The organism is Ferruginibacter profundus (assembly GCF_054783275.1).
Map to the genome: position 1 here is coordinate 1,507,205 of NZ_BAAGQW010000001.1, position 17,622 is coordinate 1,524,826.

Below are 17,622 nucleotides of genomic sequence, written 5' to 3' on the forward strand. Positions count from 1 at the left end.
GAAACCGGATTACATTATTAAAAGTGTTTCGTTAAACCGGAATGCTTTAAAAGATCCAAAAGGTCCCTGTTTAAACCGACTAGTGCTTGGTTGGTTCTTAAAAAACTTACTTCCATAATTATTTGACTCTGTCAGATGACTATGGAAGTTTTTTATTTGCACTAATACCTGTGCCCTACTTTTGCAATATGATCCTGCAGCCGCCTTACATACTTCCTTTTACTCCCAAACGAATTATTTCACTGGTTCCCTCGCAGACAGAGCTGTTGCATTATCTTGGCCTTGAAGAAGAAACAATTGGCATCACCAGGTTCTGCATTCACCCGAAAGAATGGTACCGGACCAAAACAAGAGTAGGCGGCACTAAAACAGTGAACATTGCAGGAGTAAAAAAATTACAGCCCGATCTTATCATTGCCAATAAAGAAGAAAATGTAAAAGAACAAATTGAAGAACTTGCCCATGACTACGATGTGCTGGTGACTGATGTAAACAATGTTGCTGAAGCATTGCAAATGATCACCGATATAGGAGCGCTTACCGGAAAGGCAAACGAAGCAATACAACTGGCAACAAAAATCAGGTCCGGTTTTTTAACCATCAATCAGCCGGCTGCGCCTTTAAGAACCGCTTACCTAATATGGAATAAACCCTATATGGCAGCAGGTGGCAATACTTTTATTAATGATATACTTTCAAAGGCAGGCTTAAAAAACATTTTTGAAGAGGATAATAGATATCCGGAAGTTACCACCGACGAGCTAAAGACTAAAAATTGCCAACTGGTTTTACTTTCTTCTGAGCCCTACCCTTTTAAACAAAAACATATTGACGAGTTGCAACAACATTTACCCGGCACAAAAATAATTTTAGCCGATGGCGAAATGTTCAGCTGGTACGGCAGCCGTATGTTGCTGGTGCCGGAATACCTGCAAGGCATAAGCCGTGAGTGGTAAGACGTAAATAGTGAATGGTCAATAGCTGTAACTTGCTGTTTTTAGAAAAGTCTTAAAAAAAGTGACATTTACTGAATCCTTTTCACATTTCACCATTCGCCATTCACAATTGACCATTCACAATTGACTATTCCCCACAGTTCCTTACATTTGCAAAAAACATTTCTACTATGAGTAAATACAGTTCAGGCGTTTTACATGGTGCAGAGCTAGAAGCGCTATATAATGATGCAAAAGACAACCAGTTCGCACTTCCTGCGGTTAACGTAATTGGTACCAACTCTATCAATGCCACCTTAGAAACTGCGGCAAAAGTTAATTCTCCTGTTATTATACAATTTTCTAATGGCGGCGCACAGTTTATGGCCGGCAAAGGAATGCCCAACGATAAATTACAAGCCAATATTGCCGGTGGTATTTCCGGCGCTTTACATATTCATAATGTGGCTAAATATTATGGTGTACCGGTTGTGATACATACCGATCATGCAGCTAAAAAATGGCTGCCATGGGTAAGCGGATTAATTGATGCCGGCGAACAATTTTATAAAGAAAAAGGCCAGCCACTTTTTAGTTCTCACATGCTGGATCTTTCTGAAGAACCTATTGAAGAAAACATTGCCACTTCAGTTGAATTTTTTAAACGCATGCAGCCATTAGGCATGAGCATTGAAATTGAACTGGGTGTTACCGGTGGTGAAGAAGATGGTGTGGACAACAGTGATGTAGACAATGAAAAATTATATACGCAACCGGCACACGTTGCTTATTCCTATACGGAGTTAAGTAAAGTAGGCAAGCTGTTTACTGTTGCTGCAGCATTTGGTAATGTGCATGGTGTTTATAAATCTGGTAACGTACAATTAACGCCCATCATTTTACACAACAGCCAGGTGTATATCGAAAAAGAATTAAAGACGGGGCCAAAACCAGTATACTTTGTATTCCACGGTGGCAGCGGCTCTCCGCAGAACCAGATTCGTGAAGCCATCAGTTATGGTGCTATCAAAATGAATATTGATACCGATATGCAATGGGCTTTCTGGGAAGGCATTTTAAATAATTACAAAAAGAATGAAGCTTACCTGCAAGGCCAGTTAGGTAATCCTGATGGCCCGGATGCTCCCAATAAAAAGCATTACGATCCAAGAGTTTGGTTACGTAAAGGAGAAGAAAGCTTTATTAAAAGATTAGAAGTAGCTTTTGAAGATTTGAATTGTATTAACCGGAATGCATAATAAAAGTTACGGGTTTTAAAAGTTACGGGATATTTGATTGTTAGTTTGATAATAAGAGCTCAATTCTTCGCAAACAATCAAATAACCCGCAACAGGTAACCCGTAACTCATAACTTTGTACTTTTAACTTTCAACTTGTAATATGAGCCAGAAGAAAGAAGAAGATTTTGAACTTAATTTAACCGGCGAGGAAGGTGATTCGGAAGAAACCAAATCCAGCTGGTTCAAGCGTATAAAAAAAGGTATCCTCACTTCTACCAAAGATAAAAAGGATGCACCCGAAGGTTTATGGAGCAAATGCCCCAACTGCAAGTACACCTGTACGGTATCGGAGCTGAGAGAAAATAAATTTGTTTGCCCTAAATGCGAACATCATCACCGCATTGGCAGCGAAGAATATTTTGAAATTCTTTTCGACGATAACCATTACACAGAATTGTTTGCCAACATCAGGTCCAAAGATATGTTGAATTTCACCGACCTGAAACCTTACCACCAGCGCCTGGAAGAAACTTATTCCAAAACGGATATTCATGATTCGATAACTGTTGCGCATGGTAAAGTGAACGACAATGATCTTGTAGTGGCCTGTATGGATTTTGAATTTATTGGTGGCAGCCTGGGCAGCGTGATGGGAGAAAAAATAAGCCGTGCCTGCGACTATTGTATTGAACACCACATTCCTTTTATGATCATCAATAAAAGTGGTGGTGCCAGGATGATGGAAAGTGCATTCTCTTTAATGCAGCTGGCAAAAACTTCCGGTAAACTATCCCAGTTAAGCGATCACCAGGTTCCGTATATCTCTTTGTGTACCGATCCCACATTTGGTGGCACTACTGCATCTTTTGCTATGCTGGGAGATATCATCTGCGGCGAACCCGGCGCCCTTATTGGCTTTGCCGGCCCCAGGGTAATTAAAGAAACCATTAAAAAAGACCTGCCCGAAGGTTTTCAACGCAGTGAATTTTTACTGGAACATGGCTTCCTGGATTTTATTATTCCAAGAAAAGAATTGAAAGAGAAGCTGAGTACACTGCTGGTGTTGTTTAAGAGTTGATTCTTTTTAAAAAATATTTTCATCCCATTGACTGAAGAGTTGATGGGATTTTTTTGTGTATTCAGATGTGCTCCTTTTAACAAAAAAATATAGGACTCTTTTGTATTCCCAAATACAAATGCCATAAAAACATATATCTTTAAGTGGAAAGTTTTTGCATAATAATAAATAAAGGGCACCACTTCTACATACCGTCCGCTCTAAAGAATAAACATGAAAAAGGTTCTATTTTGTAGTATAGCTATTGCAATCTTTTCTTCTTTCCAGGTTAAGCCTGCGGATAATGCTAAATTATTATTAACTGCAATAATTAATAGTCGCAGCGAAAACAATCTCTTCATCAAAGTAACATTGACAAATAATTCTCCAGACTCGGTAAAATATGTTACCTGGAATTGTTCGTGGCAGGAACGCTATGCAATTGATAATGACAGGTGGAAAATTTCAGTAAACTTATGTTTTAAAAACGGGCCTGAAACAATTACAATTCCTCCCTTCCAAAGTGAAACAAAGATCCTTGAATTAAAGAGAATTACAGGACTCTGCAAATCAAGAAACCCTGAGTTTAAGATCGGGTTTCATTTTGTTCCTCCACCGGTTACGATAAAAGAGTTGCCATTAAAAGTAAAAAAAATAAAATCCAAAGATGTAATGATATGGAGCAATACACTGACTACAAATTATTCATCACAAAATTAAACAGTAAAAATATTCATTACCTGGCGTAGGGAACATTAATGTAAAAACATCATGCTGCTTTAATCGTTTCGTCACAAGACCCCGACAAAATAAGATTTGAAGATCTTGTTCGTAAAATATCGAAGAATAAATTTCGAATCAAAAATTTTGAGGATGGCAAAAAATATTGGGATACTGTTCTGTTGAAATAATTATCTACTGCAAACAATACTTATGCGTAATTTTCCCTTCTTCATTTTTTTTCTCCTAATAACAATCCTCTCCGGCTGCATCCAATGCATCACCGGTGGCAACATACATATCCGTAAAAAATATATTGGCAATGTTTGCGGCCTTGCAAATGGTATTTATGTTGAAGAAATAAAAGCAGACAGTTTTAAAAATGAAGTGCCTGTTGTTTATACCAAACTCCGCTCCGCTTCCCTGTACAAACAAAGTAATAATCCCATGCGCTTATATTTTACCAGGGATTGCAAAAATGTTTTGGTGTGGGAGAACAATAAAATTGTTGATACCTTGCACCAACCTTTGGCATTCCATAAAAACAACTGGTACGTATTTCACAGTACCGATGCACATATGACCATTTTTATGTTTGTGGATGCCGGGGGCAAAAGGCATTTTAAAGAAGTGGAAGGTAAATCCGGGCTTGTCAATTTCTAAAAAAAGAAAACATGATCAATTACCGCCTTGCCACGCAGCAAGACAACCAGCAATTGATAGCACTTACTGCGGCCTCAGGAATGATGGGGGAAACAGGTTTGCGTATAGACAGGAAACCTGATTTTTTTAAACTCCTGCACATGCGTGGGCCAACAAAAGTATTTGTTGCACTGGATGGTGAAACCATCATTGGTTGCCTTTGCGTTTCTTTGCAGCAGGTATATGTTGGTGGACAGGTTTTACCCCTGCAATATATCGGCGATCTTAAAGTAGCAGCTACCTACAGGAATAAAGGAATTGGTTTACAGTTGTGTAACGAGATGGCCGGTTATGTAATTGCAAAAGATGCGGACCTAGCTTTTCTCAATGTTTCAAAAGGCAATACCAAACCGGTTTCATTTTTTAAGAACAGGCCCAGTGTACCCGATTTTGATAATATCGGCATCTTCCAGATCCACCAGTTCATTGGTAAAAAAAGAAAAAAAACTTCTTCTCTTTACAAAATTGAACCCTCCCCCATTACAGATGAATTGATCAATTTCTTCAATCTGCATTACAGTACATATGAATTAGGTAGTGTTATTACAAATGAAAAACTGCAAGGCACTACTAATTTTATCATCCGCCACAACAATACTATCATCGCTGCAATGTGTATGACCGATACGATGCCCGTAAAGCAAAATGTAGTGACAAGATTATCCCGGAAAATGAAATGGCTGCTGAAAGCTATGAATGCACTGAGCGGTATACTGGGCATATCCCGGATGCCTGTGGTAAATGAACCTGTAAAAATGATGTACATCAAATACCTGGCAGTGGAAAACAGGGAGAAGACCGTGGTAAGATCACTGGTAAATCATGCCAGGAATATTATTTACGAACAGTCTTATTCGTTTGTTTCTATAGGGCTGCACGAAAAAGATCCCCTGAATGCTTGCTTTTCCGGTTTATTCAGATTAACTTTTAATTCTGTTGGCATGTTGGTAAGCATAAAAGACAACAGGGAGCTTATTGATAAAGTGAAACAGGGCATTCCTTTCGAAGACTATTCCTTAGTATAATAACCCTTTTCTTAACCATTAAAGCACTAAGCATGGAAGCAGTAAAAAATGCAGCAATGACCATTGAGCAATTCAATGTTATTTCGGATGTTTTTTCCCAGGCCATTACAGGCGAATTGATCGGCATGTCTAATTTTGCATCACTTGCGGAAACCATTGATGATCCTCATGAAAAAATGGAAGCCGTAGAACATGCCAACAGCGAAAGGATGCATGCGGAAGGATTTATGGCTTATGCCAAAAAAGCAAAATTAAAGATCAATGTGAACATGCATGGTGAGTATTGGGGAAATGTACGCAAACAGTTTTTATCCTATGCCCGTACAAAAGATTTTATCGCCTGCCTGATCATCCAGGAAGTAATGCTGGAATCTTTTGCCGTTTCCATGTACACCGATACCGGCAACGCATTGGGCGGCGAGGCCGGTAAACTTTTTCTGAACATTGCCGATGAAGAAAAAGAACACCTTGAACATTCTTCGGACCTGTTACGTGCCGAATTAGAAAAAGATCCGGATGCATTCATCAGCAAATTTGAAGAACTGCATTTTAATTGCATGACCATTCTTGCAGCATTTACTGCCACCACCGATCTGCGTGGGCATTGCGGTGTTTGCAACGGCGATTGTATGAAAGGCACATTGCATCACATAGGGCTCGACGTTGCCACCATGCGTGGTAATGCACTGGCATTATACTTACAGGCGTTAGACAATATCGGAATTCCCGGAGAAAAATCAATTGTATGGATAGCACGCCTGCCGGCTTAGACTTTGCGGTTATCGGGCACCAGGATAGCTGGCAGAACATTACTGCATTCATCAACAGTATCCGTTCTGCAGAACTGGAAGAACTTTCTGCCGACAAAATTAAAAGCATATTTTCTTTCATTCCACCGAGAGATCTGTTCCGCGTTAAAGTAAGATCAAAAACAGGTACCGAAATAAATGGTGTATACATCGATACTTTTATTGACCCGGAAAAACTGGATGCGTCATTTGTAAGAACGAATATCAGTAAGGTGATGCATGCCGTAGCCCATGCAAAAAAAATGGGCGCTAAAATTGTAACGCTGGGCGGTTTTACTTCAATAGTTTTAGAAGGTAATCTCGATGGCTTTTCTGCAGGTGAAGCAAAATTTACAACCGGTAACACACTTACTGCTGCATACATTGTAAAAGGAATTGAAAAAGCGGCAACTCAACAGGGCATTCAATTGCATGAAGCAGAGGTTTTAATTATCGGTGCCACCGGCGATATAGGAATGGCCTGCGTGAACTACCTTAAAACAAAGGTAAAAAAACTACTCCTGTGTGCACGAAATAATCAAAGGTTGCAACAATTGTATCTGCAATTGGTAAAAGAAAATATTGCAGTAGGTTGCGCCATTGCAGTTAATGACCTTATTGCAGATGCCGACATCATCATCAGTGCAGCAAGTTCATCAGGAATACAATTATCGAATTGTAAAAAGAAGGTCTTGATCTGCGATGCCGGCTATCCTAAAAACCTGGAAACAAAAACTGAAAGTAATGCGGATTTCAATTTATTTCATGGCGGCATGGGACAGGTAAGCGAAGGTTTTTCTTTCTATCCTGACTACTCAAAAAATATGTACCGTTATGCAGCACCTTATATTATACATGGCTGCATACTGGAAGCAATGGTATTGGCATTTGAAAATAAAATTGAATCATATTCTGCCGGTAAAGGCAATATTACCATCGATAAAACAGAAGCAATTTATAACCTCAGTTTAAAGCACGGCATTACCGTTGCACCATTTTTCAACAGCAAAGGATTATGGTAAGCAAACCACTTAAATAATTAAACAATGGAAAAAGAAAAAGACCAGGTTTCCTTATTCAAATTGGTTTTTACGCATAACTGGGAAGATCCCGAAAGCGATCATGCTGCATTACAGATAAAAAGCAATGATGCGGTGATGGCCATTACATCCGGAGGTTGTAATGTACTGGGCTTTTTATTATTTGATCCTGCTGTGATCTATAGCATTGATATTAATCCCACACAATCTCATTTACTGGAATTGAAAATTGCTGCCATAAAACATTTGGAATTTGATGAGTTCATTTCATTTATGGGTTTAACAGCCAATTCTAACCGGTTACAATTATATGATACCATCAAATCTTCCTTAAGCCCAGCAGCGCTTGCATTCTGGAACCGGCAAAATAAAATTTTAACCAACGGGCTTATCATGAATGGAAAATATGAAGGGTTTATTAAGCTGGCAGGAAAATTCATTAAATTATTGCAGGGCAAAAAAAGAGTGCTGGGTTTATTTAAAGAGAAGACCAAAGCAGAACAGGAAATCTATTTTGATGAAGTATGGAATACCCGGCGCTTTCATTACATGTTTAAAATACTCTTCAATAAAAAGAGATTGGCCAAACGTGGTTTGGTAGCCGATTACTTTCATTTTGATGACGGGAGTAAATCATTTGCCGAAAGTTTTTACAACCGTTCTAAAAAAGCATTCCGCAATATTCCCATAAAAGGAAATTATTTTTTGTCGCTGTATCTGCTGGGTAAATACAGCAACGCCAATGAAGTTCCCTCCTGTTTACTGAAAGAAAATTTTGACATTATTAAATCAAGGGTCGGCAGGATCAAAATTTTTACTGCAGAAGCGCAAAACTGGATCGATAGCATACCTGACAAAAGGATTGACTGTTTTGCTTTATCGAATATTTGTGAACTGATGAGTGAAAAAGATACCAATCGTTTGTTTGCATCTGTTTACCGCACAAGCAGGCCAGGCGCAAGGGTCATCTTCCGCAACCTGATGGTGCCACGTGAGGTACCGGGCGAATTAAAAGCACAGATCGTAAAAAACGAAACCCTGAGTAAATATATTTATGACAACGACCGTTCATTTGTATATGGAAAAGTTGCCGCCTACCATATTAATAAACAGCCATGACAGACAACTATCCCATACCTGAAAAAACAAATCTTGCAATCATTGCAATTTGTTCTGCTGTATATTTTTTCTTGCTGTTAACCGGGGCACATATTCATACTATCGGATTTAAATTATTACTGGCAGTAGCTTTTGCTATTATGATGATACCGGTTTATTCTCTTATGCATGAAGCAGCACATAACGCATTGCATCCCAATCCCCGTTGGAATGTTTTGCTGGGCCGGTGGCTTTGTTGCCTATTCATTGTTTCCTTTCATTTTTTCAGGCATTGCCATTTAAAGCACCACAAAAAAAACAGAACAGATGAAGAGATGTGGGATCTTTATTATGAACACCAGAATAAATGGTTACGGTATGGTAATCTTTACCTGATGATGGTTGGCTTTGGCTACCTGGCACTATGGTTATCGGTCATTCTTTTTGCCATTGCACCGGGATTAGTTAATTCTGCTTTGTTTAAAAAGCATAAAGAGATAAGAGGCTTTCTTGAAGGCAGCGATGATGTACATAAATTAAGAATATGCCAGGTTGAAAGCATTGTGGTTATTGCTTTCCAGGTATTTTGTTTGTGGCTGATCAATTGGGATGTTGAAACCTGGCTGATCTTTTATTTACTGCATGGTTTTGTATGGTCATCGCAAAACTATATTAACCATGCTTTCAGTCCCCGTGATATCATCAATGGCGCTCATAATTTAAAAATTCCTGTCTGGCTGAATTTAATTTATTTAAATTTTAATCTACACCTGGCGCATCATCAGAATCCAAAGATACCCTGGCTGCATTTGCCCAAATTTATCAGGTCTGGTAAAGGAAGATTTTCATTCTTTAAAAATTACCTGCGTTTATGGAAAGGTCCTAAACTAACAAAAGAAGAATCTCCAAAAGTAATTTCAAAATAAAATCCTGGTAAAACCCTCACATCTGTCCTGCTGATTTATCCGTATATCAGTTTGTGATAAGATACATTTTTAAGATTTCCCCGGTAATGCTATTGGTTTGTTGTGCCACTGCAACAAAAGCCCAGCTCATTGATAACAGTTCCACTTTCAGAACTATTAACCACAATAGTTATTTCCGTTTTCATTACGATAATGATTTTTTTACCAAGTCGGATGAGTATTACAGCCAGGGCATCACGCTGGATATGATACATCCTGCTATAAAAAAATTCCCCTTGACAAAATTATTATGGAAGCCATTTGCAACCACGCCACAGTATGGTATGGCATTTAATTTATTTGGCTACACTCCCACCAGCATTGCCAGCGATAGTATCCTATATGGCGACCGTCCTTTTAATGCCAACATATCTTTAAAAACATTTTTAATACAGGTTGATCCTGCAAAAAAACAACAAATAGCTACTGGCTTCAGCATTGGCATCATGGGGCCAAACGCATTGGGCTACCAGATACAGGATAATATTCATCGCTGGTTAAAAAATCCTTTGCCGCATGGCTGGCAATACCAGGTACAAAATGATGTGATTCTTAATTATCAAATGAATTACGAAAAACAATTATTGAGCGCAGGTGATCATTTTTTATTGAATGGCGCTGCAGAAGCAAGAGTTGGTACACTCAACGACAAACTCAGTGGCGGCTTTAATTTTTTGGCAGGCCGGTTTAATAAAAGATTTTTGCCCGTTTTGTATAAAAACAGAAAAGCTGAATATTATTTTTACGGGCAAAGCCGAATGAATGTAATTGGCTACGACGCCACAATGCAGGGCGGCGTTTTCAATCGTAAAAATCCCTACACCATTGCCGGCAGCGATATTACAAGGGTAACCTTCCAGGCCGATGCAGGCCTGATAGTGAATTTTAAAAAATTGTACCTCTCTTATACCCAATCTTTTCTTACCAAAGAATTCCGTACCGGCCATTACCATCGCTGGGGCGGTATAAGTGTTGGTTTTGCCTTGTAACCTGCGGATCGGGGCTTTAAGCGCCCGCCCTTATCATAAATCATAAATCAAACATCACAAATCCCTTTTATCTTTGCAGAAATTGAAGAGCATTGGAAATCAGTAACCGCAAAGCATACCACGAATATTTTTTTGAAGACAAATACATTGCCGGACTTGTATTGCAAGGCACCGAGATAAAAAGTTTACGTGCAGGAAAGGCCAGTTTTAATGACAGCTATTGTTTATTTGAGAATGGCGAGTTGTTTGTAAAAAGCCTGCATATCTCCGAATATTCTTTTGGTACGTACACCAACCACGAGCCTATGCAGGAAAGAAAATTGCTGTTGAACAAACGTGAACTGCGCAAATTAGAAACTAAAATAAAAGAGAAAGGTTATTCTATCATTCCTTTAAAAATATTTTTAACAGAGAAAGGTTTTTTTAAAATGGAAATAGGCCTGGGCAAAGGCAAAAAATTATACGATAAAAGAGAAACGATTAAAGAGCGGGAGAACGACAGGGATATTAAGCGGAAGTATGGAATTTGATAAGCCGCAGGGAGGAAAGCTGCTATTGAAAAACAAGACGGTTTAGAATAGAATGCATCTCCTTGAAGCTTGTAGCTTGAGTCTTGTTTCACTCAACATTCGCTCAAACTGATCGGTACGTTCACCGCCAGGCCGCCATCAGCAGTTTCTTTATATTTACTATTCATGTCAAGAGCTGTGTCCCACATGGTTTTAATTACCCCATCCAGGCTAACTTTAGCATAATCAGGTGTACTTTGCAAGGCCAGCTGAGAAGCAGTGATAGCTTTTATTGCACCCATGGTATTTCTTTCAATACAGGGAATTTGTACCAATCCGCCAATAGGATCGCAGGTTAAACCCAGGTGATGTTCCATAGCAATTTCGGCAGCCATTAAAGTCTGGCGTTGTGTACCACCCATACATTCAGTTAATGCTGCAGCAGCCATTGCACTACTTACACCAATTTCTGCCTGGCAGCCACCCATAGCAGCAGATATAGTGGCCCCTTTTTTAAAGATGCTCCCTACTTCGGCAGCAGTTAATAAAAACTGGATTATTTTTTCATTGCTGTTGCCATCACAAAAAGCCACGTAGTATTGCAGCACTGCCGGTATCACACCTGCGGCACCGTTAGTAGGCGCAGTAACAACCCTGCCAAAGCTGGCATTCTCTTCATTTACTGCCAACGCAAAACAGCTCACCCAATCTAAAATATATTTAAAATCACTTCCCCCCTGCCGTATTGTTGCCAGCCAGCTATTGTAATCAGTATAGCTGCGTCCATTCATTAATTTTTTATTCAATCCTGCGCCACGCCTTTTTACATTCAGTCCACCGGGCAACATCCCTTCGGTATGGCAGCCACGATAAATGCAGGCCGTCATCGTATTCCAGATATTCAGTACACCGGCTTTGGTATCTGCTTCTTTTCTCCAGCTGCTTTCATTTTCCAATACCACATCACTTACATTAAGCCCCGTCTTCATGCACCAGTGCAGCAACTCATCTGCAGTATTTACAGGAAAAGGAAGCACTACTTCATCAAGGGCATTACTATCTTCTCCTTCTTTTTTTACAAAACCACCGCCTACAGAATAATAAGTTTCTGCAAGGGTATCATCGTTATGAAATTTGGCTAAAAAAGTTAAAGCGTTGGGATGAAAAGGTAAACTTTCACTGAATAAAAATTCAATATCTTCTGCAGGGTCAAAATCAATTTCGTGTTTACCCGCCAGTAATATTTTTTTCATTACTTTAATATCCTCAATCTTGGCCGTGATATTATCTACATCAAACGTAACAGGATCATCACCACTTAAACCCAATTGCACCGCCACATCTGTACCATGGCCTACACCGGTTTTTGCCAGTGAGCCGTACAATAATACCTCGATACTCTTCACATCCTGCAAAATATTTTTTTGCTGTAAGGAATCGGTAAAACGTTGTGCAGCACGCCACGGCCCCAGTGTATGGCTGCTGGATGGACCAACACCTATTTTAAACATATCAAACACCGAAATAGCTTCGTGGCTCAATGATTATTATTTAGGTTGCTGAAAAATATTATTGCACATCTAATAACTGTATATAAAATATCAGGATTGAATTAGCAGGAATAGAACCTACTGCATTGCTGCCATAACCTAAAGATGGAGGAAGATATAAAGTGATGGAACCGCCCTTTTTAATCAGGGGAATACCTTTTTGCCAGCCGGTGATCAATCCGCCCAAAACAAAATTGACACCACTAAGGTTTTCATCAAACTTTGTTCCATTGGTTAAGTAGCCTGAATATCTTACTGTAACTGAAGAACAAACTCCCGGAGTAACAGAGCCGGTGCTGGGTGCCGTAATTTTATAATAGAATCCACTGGGATGCAATATAGCAGCAGGATCGTTGGCATTCACATAGGTCTGCAGCGTAGCCTGTTCAGAAGCAGGCGCCACCACGGTGGATTCCTTATACGGGCAACCAGTATCTTTCGACTTAACACAAGAACTCAGTAAAACAATCACGGCACTAAAAACTAATAATTTCTTTATCATATTTATACTTATTAAAAGGTTAAAGTTAAGAGATAATGGATGCCTGTAATGCTGCATCCTGCTCTTTTTTTTGTACACTTTTTAGTTCCTTGTACAATTGTTCATTATTCTCCCATTTATAATGCATACGAAAGTAAGAGAAAAAAAGAATTACAATAAACACGGCAACCAATGCTGCAATAATATCCCCGTTAGAAAGTTGCATAAATTTTGCCGACCATTCTGTGGTTGCTATTTCAGTTTGTTTATGCGATGCTGTGGTAAACCAGGAAGGAAAAAAGATCTTTACAATTCCAAAAAAAATAAGGATCGGCAGGCCAAACATAAATGCCATTGGTAAACCTGCTAAAAACTTATGGCGGAAAGTACTCTCTTTTTCACGTACTTTTTCCCAGTAAATAATGAAATTTTCCTCTTTTTCTGAAAGCATGCTGCAAAACTATAGCATTGTAGCTACAAGTTTGCCATATTTTAAATATCTTGTAGGTTAATTATCCTTTAACCATCTATAATGAAGATAGAACAACTGCTGGTACAGCATTTTTACATCACCAAACAGGTTACATTACAGGGCATCGGCACTTTCACCTTATCTCCCGATTTTGTTATGCCTGCCGAAACGGAGAAGGATATTGTACTGCCCGAAAATGCAGTGTCATTTCAATACAATCCAAAAGCAACAGAAGACGAATCGCTTATCAATTACATAGTACAACAAAGCCGCAAAATGAGGCCCCTGGCTTCTGCCGACCTGGAATCTTACCTGATGCTGGCCAGCCAGTTCTTAAATATTGGCAAGCCCCTGAAAATTGAAGGCATTGGTATGCTGGAAAAAAATCAGTTGGGAGAATACCAGTTTTCCCAGGGCCAGTATATTAATACCAGGGTAGAAGATGCCGAAGTAAAATTAAAAGAGAAGGCAGAAGAAAATGTTTCATTTGGTAATGAATCTAAACCGGCTGCCACTAATAAAAAACTGGTGGCCATTATAGCTGCCGTACTTATTGTTGGTGCTATTGGTTGGGCGGTATGGTATTTTTTAAGCAACAAAAAATCAGCTGCGCCTGTTGCGGAAAATACAACAGAACAGGTGCCCCCTCCTGTTACACCTGCAGCTGATACAACAAAAAAAGATACTACTGCATTGGTACAACATAAACCGGATAGCATTGCACCGGCAATTACTAATGCACCAGGTACATTTAAGGTAGTCATCAAAAAATATCCGTCCTTGTTATTAGCTCAGAACGCCTATAACAGGCTTACCAAATACGGATACAAACTTGAAGTATATACTGCTGATTCGGTAACTTATAAACTGGCAATGCCAATGGCCTTACCGCTTACCGATACCATTCATGCAAAAGATTCTGTAAGAATTTTATTCGGGGGCAAACCTTCTATTGACATTAAATGACGGGCTGATTTTTGCGGATGAAAAACAAGATACCCATACAATTAGCCGTTCTTTTCTGGGTAGTGGTTGCAGCTGATAGTATTGGCATCGCCGCAGGTATTTCAGCATTACATTTTATTACTAAACCTTTACTGGTGCCCATGTTGCTATTGTTATCGGGCACAGCAAAAACAACAGTACCACGAAAACATTTAGTACTGATTGGATTATTCTTCTCCTGGCTGGGCGATCTATTTTTATTATTTGAAAACACGTACAAGCTTTTTTTTATTTTTGGCCTGGTTTGTTTTTTAACCACACATATTTTTTACATCATTTATTTTTTAAAGATTGAACCTGCAGGCATGTCATTACTAAAAAAGCAGCCGCTGTTATTTTTATTGGTTATTGGATACGGCGTTTCGCTTGTATATTTTTTATACCCTCATTTAAAGGAATTAAAAATTCCGGTAATGGTGTACGCCGCTGTTATTTGTACCATGTTGCTTTGCAGCCTGCATATCTTTGTAAAAGTGAATGCCCCTGCCAACAGGTTATTTTTATCCGGTGCCGCATTTTTTGTACTCAGTGATTCACTGCTGGCAATAAATAAATTTTATCAACCCTTTGCTTATGCAGGTGTATGTATTATGCTTACCTATTGCGCTGCACAATTTTTTATAGTTACGGCATTTATTAAACAACAACCACATGACTAAAGCAGAATTACTGGCCGAATTAACCAACAATACTTATGTAATGCTTAAACCCTCTCCCATTGAAGGCGTTGGTGTATTTGCCATTACAGATATCCCCAAAGGCTGCAGGGATATGTTCAGCAAGCCCGGTACCGATGATGAATGGGTAACAGTGCCTAAAACAGAAGTAGACGCCCTGCCACCCCATGCCCAATTTATTGTAGGCAATTATTGTTTGTACGACGAAGACAATTATTTTATACCGGGAAACGGATTTAAAAAAATTGACCTCTCACTTTTTTTAAATCATGCTGATATTGCCAATATAATTTCGATAAACGATGGCGATTATTTTGAAGCCGTAAGAGATATAAAAGCCGGGGAAGAATTACTGGTGGATTACGGGGAGATAGTGGATTAGTTTTTTATGATCACGGAATACATCATTGCGCCATACACAGAATTTTGCCGTCCGGTTAATTCAATGTTTGAAAAACCCTGTTGCTGAAAAAGCTGTGTTAATTTACTAAAATTTACCGGGTAAGGTACCCATGGATTGGCTTTATCAGTATCATATTCTACAATAATAAGGCTGCCGTTTTCTTTTATCAATGTTTTTAGATGTGCAACAAAATTTTGCTGGTGGGCTACATAATGCAATGCATTCGCCATTAATATACCGTCGGGAGGAATAATAAATTTTGCAACCGTAAAATCCTGCTGCAATGTTTCAATGGTAACGCCATTAAAAACACCGCCTAATTTTTTTAAGCTGTTGCCGTTCTTGTCAATAGCTGTTATGGTACTTCCTGTTTTTATTATTGATGCCAGTGCTTTTGTAAATAAACCGGTACCGCAACCAAAATCAGCCCAGTGTTCCGCCTGGTTATTATTGATCGCTTTATGGTCAATTAATTTTATGGCTTCAGTTAACAGCATTTTTTTAAATTCATTTACCTTATCATCAGTACTTCAACAGAAGGATCTTTCCCATACATTTCCCAAAGTGCATCCAGGTCTTTACCCGTTAATTGCATCCAAATAGCATCGGTATAAGTATGTTTTCTTAATGCTGTATTTAATTTCGCCACAATACCGGGATGTATTTTTTTCTCCAGCCAATATAAGAACCTTGCTGTAATGCGGTAACTATTATCGTAATGTTGTGTGGGTTTAAAATCGGGCATACGCCATCCGGCACCGGCATTATCCACACCAAATTTATGGCGTGCAAAATCTGCAATACCTTCTGTAAGCCAACCTGGCCCGGAACGCTCTCCATAATTTTGAACAATATGCATTACCTCATGCGTTACCACATCCACATCACCGGGATGTTTCGTCATGTAAGCAGCACTGAACACTACTCTCCCATTATCCGTAGCCGCTACACCATGGTAAGCAGTATCAATAAAAAAGGTTACTTTTTTAAGCGTCCTGGTATTGTATTCTTTTGCCAGCTTTGGATACACTATAAAAAATACATCAATCAGCCTTTGTGTAAGCTGCGGCGAAAAGCTGCTGTCATTACCCGATACATACAACGTGTATTTACCGTGTTTGATAGTTTGTGCAGGCTGTGCAATCAGGTTATTGCAACAGAACAATATGGTCATTAAAAGAAGAGTACCGAAAGATGTTTTTTGCATGATCATGTGTGCAATTTTAAGTAACAAAAAAGTTGCAATATAAAGTATAAAAAATCCTTTTTCTTAAGCGCCCTGATGCCGCACTACAATTCCTGTATGGCAAGCCTCCGCTTCTTCTTTAATTGTTTAAAATGCGTAGGCGTTAACCCGGTAACTTTTTTAAACTGTGCCGATAAATGCGCCACGCTGCTGTAATGTAGTTTATCGGCTATTTGGGTAAGTGTATCTTCTCCAAAAATGATCAGTTCCTTTATACGTTCAATCTTCAGGGCAATTACATACTGTTCAATGGTAGTTGCTTCAACCTCCGAGAAAAAATTAGCCAGGTAAGAGTAACTGTAATTTAGTTTCTGGCTCAACAGATCAGAAAAGTTGATAATTTCTTTTTCATCCGTGTTATATACATAATCCACAATTACTTTTCTTATTTTTTCTATAAGTATGCCCTGTTTGCTTTCCAGTAATTCTAATCCTACCTTTTTTATTTTTTTATTCAGCAGCAGCTTCTCTTCTTCGCTCACTTCTTCTTTGGTTTCCACTTCCCCTAATTCAACTTTTACAGAGTGTATATCCATTTCTTCTAACGCTTCTTTTACTACTACTTTGCAGCTGAGGCAGGCCATATTTCTAATGTACAATTTCATCAATTATTGATTTAATGGTTAAGGTAAAGTGTAAACTAACACTTTCTTCGCTCTGTTCAATAACCAATCCAAAAAGAAAAATGATCACATTTTAACTAATCATTCTATAGCATA

The 17,622-nt window shown here is 38.9% G+C and carries 21 protein-coding genes; 15 read left to right on the forward strand and 6 right to left on the reverse strand.

Annotation, left to right across the window (positions count from 1 at the left end; genetic code table 11):
- Positions 1 to 188: 188 nt before the first annotated feature.
- The 12 genes from ACYVM0_RS06340 to smpB all read left to right on the forward strand — a co-directional run bounded on the left by ACYVM0_RS06340 (position 189) and on the right by smpB (position 11,090).
- Positions 189 to 956 (forward strand): TroA family protein, encoded by a 768-nt coding sequence (locus tag ACYVM0_RS06340; protein ID WP_460554179.1) that lies wholly within the window; start codon positions 189 to 191, stop codon positions 954 to 956.
- Positions 957 to 1,126: 170 nt separating this feature from the next.
- Positions 1,127 to 2,194, forward strand: a complete 1,068-nt coding sequence (gene fbaA, locus ACYVM0_RS06345; protein ID WP_460554182.1) for a class II fructose-bisphosphate aldolase — start codon at positions 1,127 to 1,129, stop codon at positions 2,192 to 2,194.
- A gap of 142 nt (positions 2,195 to 2,336) precedes the next feature.
- Positions 2,337 to 3,254 carry an acetyl-CoA carboxylase carboxyltransferase subunit beta gene (gene accD, locus ACYVM0_RS06350; RefSeq protein ID WP_460554185.1) on the forward strand — a complete coding sequence of 306 codons (918 nt, stop codon included), beginning with the start codon at positions 2,337 to 2,339 and terminating at the stop codon, positions 3,252 to 3,254.
- A gap of 213 nt (positions 3,255 to 3,467) precedes the next feature.
- On the forward strand, positions 3,468 to 3,953 hold the full coding sequence (locus ACYVM0_RS06355) for a hypothetical protein (protein WP_460554188.1): 486 nt from the start codon (positions 3,468 to 3,470) through the stop codon (positions 3,951 to 3,953).
- A 213-nt stretch (positions 3,954 to 4,166) separates the two neighbouring features.
- Entirely contained in the window at positions 4,167 to 4,616 is a 450-nt protein-coding gene (locus ACYVM0_RS06360) for a hypothetical protein (RefSeq protein ID WP_460554191.1), read from the forward strand.
- A gap of 11 nt (positions 4,617 to 4,627) precedes the next feature.
- On the forward strand, positions 4,628 to 5,680 hold the full coding sequence (locus tag ACYVM0_RS06365; RefSeq protein ID WP_460554194.1) for a GNAT family N-acetyltransferase: 1,053 nt from the start codon (positions 4,628 to 4,630) through the stop codon (positions 5,678 to 5,680).
- 32 nt (positions 5,681 to 5,712) lie between these two features.
- Positions 5,713 to 6,450: a ferritin family protein gene (locus tag ACYVM0_RS06370; RefSeq protein ID WP_460554197.1), complete on the forward strand. Its 738-nt coding sequence runs from the start codon at positions 5,713 to 5,715 to the stop codon at positions 6,448 to 6,450.
- On the forward strand, positions 6,426 to 7,490 hold the full coding sequence (locus ACYVM0_RS06375) for a hypothetical protein (protein WP_460554200.1): 1,065 nt from the start codon (positions 6,426 to 6,428) through the stop codon (positions 7,488 to 7,490). Before ACYVM0_RS06370 ends, ACYVM0_RS06375 begins: the two co-directional genes overlap by 25 nt.
- 24 nt (positions 7,491 to 7,514) lie before the next feature.
- Complete coding sequence (locus ACYVM0_RS06380) at positions 7,515 to 8,627, forward strand: BtaA family protein (protein ID WP_460554202.1); 1,113 nt, start codon at positions 7,515 to 7,517, stop codon at positions 8,625 to 8,627.
- Positions 8,624 to 9,532: a fatty acid desaturase family protein gene (locus ACYVM0_RS06385; RefSeq protein ID WP_460554205.1), complete on the forward strand. Its 909-nt coding sequence runs from the start codon at positions 8,624 to 8,626 to the stop codon at positions 9,530 to 9,532. Before ACYVM0_RS06380 ends, ACYVM0_RS06385 begins: the two co-directional genes overlap by 4 nt.
- Before the next feature lie 53 nt (positions 9,533 to 9,585).
- Positions 9,586 to 10,560 carry a lipid A deacylase LpxR family protein gene (locus tag ACYVM0_RS06390; protein WP_460554208.1) on the forward strand — a complete coding sequence of 325 codons (975 nt, stop codon included), beginning with the start codon at positions 9,586 to 9,588 and terminating at the stop codon, positions 10,558 to 10,560.
- 92 nt (positions 10,561 to 10,652) lie between these two features.
- Positions 10,653 to 11,090, forward strand: a complete 438-nt coding sequence (gene smpB / locus ACYVM0_RS06395; RefSeq protein ID WP_460554211.1) for an SsrA-binding protein — start codon at positions 10,653 to 10,655, stop codon at positions 11,088 to 11,090.
- A gap of 92 nt (positions 11,091 to 11,182) precedes the next feature.
- Here the strand turns inward: smpB and ACYVM0_RS06400 are convergent, their stop codons facing one another.
- The 3 genes from ACYVM0_RS06400 to ACYVM0_RS06410 are packed head-to-tail and all read right to left on the reverse strand — an operon-like array spanning position 11,183 to position 13,551.
- Positions 11,183 to 12,610: a serine dehydratase alpha family protein gene (locus ACYVM0_RS06400; RefSeq protein WP_460554214.1), complete on the reverse strand. Its 1,428-nt coding sequence runs from the start codon at positions 12,608 to 12,610 to the stop codon at positions 11,183 to 11,185.
- A 28-nt stretch (positions 12,611 to 12,638) separates the two neighbouring features.
- The gene (locus ACYVM0_RS06405; protein WP_460554217.1) at positions 12,639 to 13,121 is read right to left on the reverse strand and encodes an FKBP-type peptidyl-prolyl cis-trans isomerase; all 483 of its coding nucleotides are present in this window, start codon (positions 13,119 to 13,121) and stop codon (positions 12,639 to 12,641) included.
- A gap of 25 nt (positions 13,122 to 13,146) precedes the next feature.
- Positions 13,147 to 13,551, reverse strand: coding sequence for a hypothetical protein (locus ACYVM0_RS06410; protein ID WP_460554220.1), 405 nt, complete (start codon positions 13,549 to 13,551; stop codon positions 13,147 to 13,149).
- Between the two features lie 81 nt (positions 13,552 to 13,632).
- On the opposite strand from ACYVM0_RS06410, the gene ACYVM0_RS06415 reads away from it, so the two are divergent.
- The 3 genes from ACYVM0_RS06415 to ACYVM0_RS06425 are packed head-to-tail and all read left to right on the forward strand — an operon-like array spanning position 13,633 to position 15,636.
- Positions 13,633 to 14,538, forward strand: coding sequence for a flagellar basal body-associated FliL family protein (locus ACYVM0_RS06415; RefSeq protein WP_460554223.1), 906 nt, complete (start codon positions 13,633 to 13,635; stop codon positions 14,536 to 14,538).
- Between the two features lie 17 nt (positions 14,539 to 14,555).
- A complete protein-coding gene (locus ACYVM0_RS06420; protein ID WP_460554226.1) occupies positions 14,556 to 15,236 on the forward strand; it encodes a lysoplasmalogenase in 681 nt (226 codons plus the stop codon).
- A complete protein-coding gene (locus ACYVM0_RS06425) occupies positions 15,229 to 15,636 on the forward strand; it encodes an SET domain-containing protein (RefSeq protein WP_460554229.1) in 408 nt (135 codons plus the stop codon). Before ACYVM0_RS06420 ends, ACYVM0_RS06425 begins: the two co-directional genes overlap by 8 nt.
- Here the strand turns inward: ACYVM0_RS06425 and ACYVM0_RS06430 are convergent.
- From ACYVM0_RS06430 to ACYVM0_RS06440, 3 genes are all read right to left on the reverse strand, one after another.
- Complete coding sequence (locus ACYVM0_RS06430; protein ID WP_460554232.1) at positions 15,633 to 16,154, reverse strand: class I SAM-dependent methyltransferase; 522 nt, start codon at positions 16,152 to 16,154, stop codon at positions 15,633 to 15,635. The two genes, ACYVM0_RS06425 and ACYVM0_RS06430, sit on opposite strands and share 4 nt — an antisense overlap.
- 14 nt (positions 16,155 to 16,168) lie before the next feature.
- Complete coding sequence (locus tag ACYVM0_RS06435; protein WP_460554235.1) at positions 16,169 to 16,870, reverse strand: basic secretory protein-like protein; 702 nt, start codon at positions 16,868 to 16,870, stop codon at positions 16,169 to 16,171.
- 77 nt (positions 16,871 to 16,947) lie between these two features.
- The gene (locus ACYVM0_RS06440; protein ID WP_460554238.1) at positions 16,948 to 17,508 is read right to left on the reverse strand and encodes a helix-turn-helix domain-containing protein; all 561 of its coding nucleotides are present in this window, start codon (positions 17,506 to 17,508) and stop codon (positions 16,948 to 16,950) included.
- Between the last annotated feature and the right edge of the window lie 114 nt (positions 17,509 to 17,622).

Bases quoted from the DNA above. Each gene is read 5' to 3' on its own strand.
- ACYVM0_RS06340 (WP_460554179.1), top strand. From the start codon at position 189: ATGATCCTGCAGCCGCCTTACATACTTCCTTTTACTCCCAAACGAATT.
- ACYVM0_RS06410 (WP_460554220.1), bottom strand. From the start codon at position 13,551: ATGCTTTCAGAAAAAGAGGAAAATTTCATTATTTACTGGGAAAAAGTA.
- ACYVM0_RS06415 (WP_460554223.1), top strand. From the start codon at position 13,633: ATGAAGATAGAACAACTGCTGGTACAGCATTTTTACATCACCAAACAG.
- ACYVM0_RS06355 (WP_460554188.1), top strand. From the start codon at position 3,468: ATGAAAAAGGTTCTATTTTGTAGTATAGCTATTGCAATCTTTTCTTCT.
- ACYVM0_RS06385 (WP_460554205.1), top strand. From the start codon at position 8,624: ATGACAGACAACTATCCCATACCTGAAAAAACAAATCTTGCAATCATT.
- accD (WP_460554185.1), top strand. From the start codon at position 2,337: ATGAGCCAGAAGAAAGAAGAAGATTTTGAACTTAATTTAACCGGCGAG.
- ACYVM0_RS06440 (WP_460554238.1), bottom strand. From the start codon at position 17,508: ATGAAATTGTACATTAGAAATATGGCCTGCCTCAGCTGCAAAGTAGTA.
- ACYVM0_RS06370 (WP_460554197.1), top strand. From the start codon at position 5,713: ATGGAAGCAGTAAAAAATGCAGCAATGACCATTGAGCAATTCAATGTT.
- ACYVM0_RS06380 (WP_460554202.1), top strand. From the start codon at position 7,515: ATGGAAAAAGAAAAAGACCAGGTTTCCTTATTCAAATTGGTTTTTACG.
- ACYVM0_RS06420 (WP_460554226.1), top strand. From the start codon at position 14,556: ATGAAAAACAAGATACCCATACAATTAGCCGTTCTTTTCTGGGTAGTG.
- ACYVM0_RS06360 (WP_460554191.1), top strand. From the start codon at position 4,167: ATGCGTAATTTTCCCTTCTTCATTTTTTTTCTCCTAATAACAATCCTC.
- fbaA (WP_460554182.1), top strand. From the start codon at position 1,127: ATGAGTAAATACAGTTCAGGCGTTTTACATGGTGCAGAGCTAGAAGCG.
- ACYVM0_RS06365 (WP_460554194.1), top strand. From the start codon at position 4,628: ATGATCAATTACCGCCTTGCCACGCAGCAAGACAACCAGCAATTGATA.
- ACYVM0_RS06425 (WP_460554229.1), top strand. From the start codon at position 15,229: ATGACTAAAGCAGAATTACTGGCCGAATTAACCAACAATACTTATGTA.
- ACYVM0_RS06405 (WP_460554217.1), bottom strand. From the start codon at position 13,121: ATGATAAAGAAATTATTAGTTTTTAGTGCCGTGATTGTTTTACTGAGT.
- ACYVM0_RS06435 (WP_460554235.1), bottom strand. From the start codon at position 16,870: ATGATCATGCAAAAAACATCTTTCGGTACTCTTCTTTTAATGACCATA.
- ACYVM0_RS06430 (WP_460554232.1), bottom strand. From the start codon at position 16,154: ATGCTGTTAACTGAAGCCATAAAATTAATTGACCATAAAGCGATCAAT.
- ACYVM0_RS06375 (WP_460554200.1), top strand. From the start codon at position 6,426: ATGGATAGCACGCCTGCCGGCTTAGACTTTGCGGTTATCGGGCACCAG.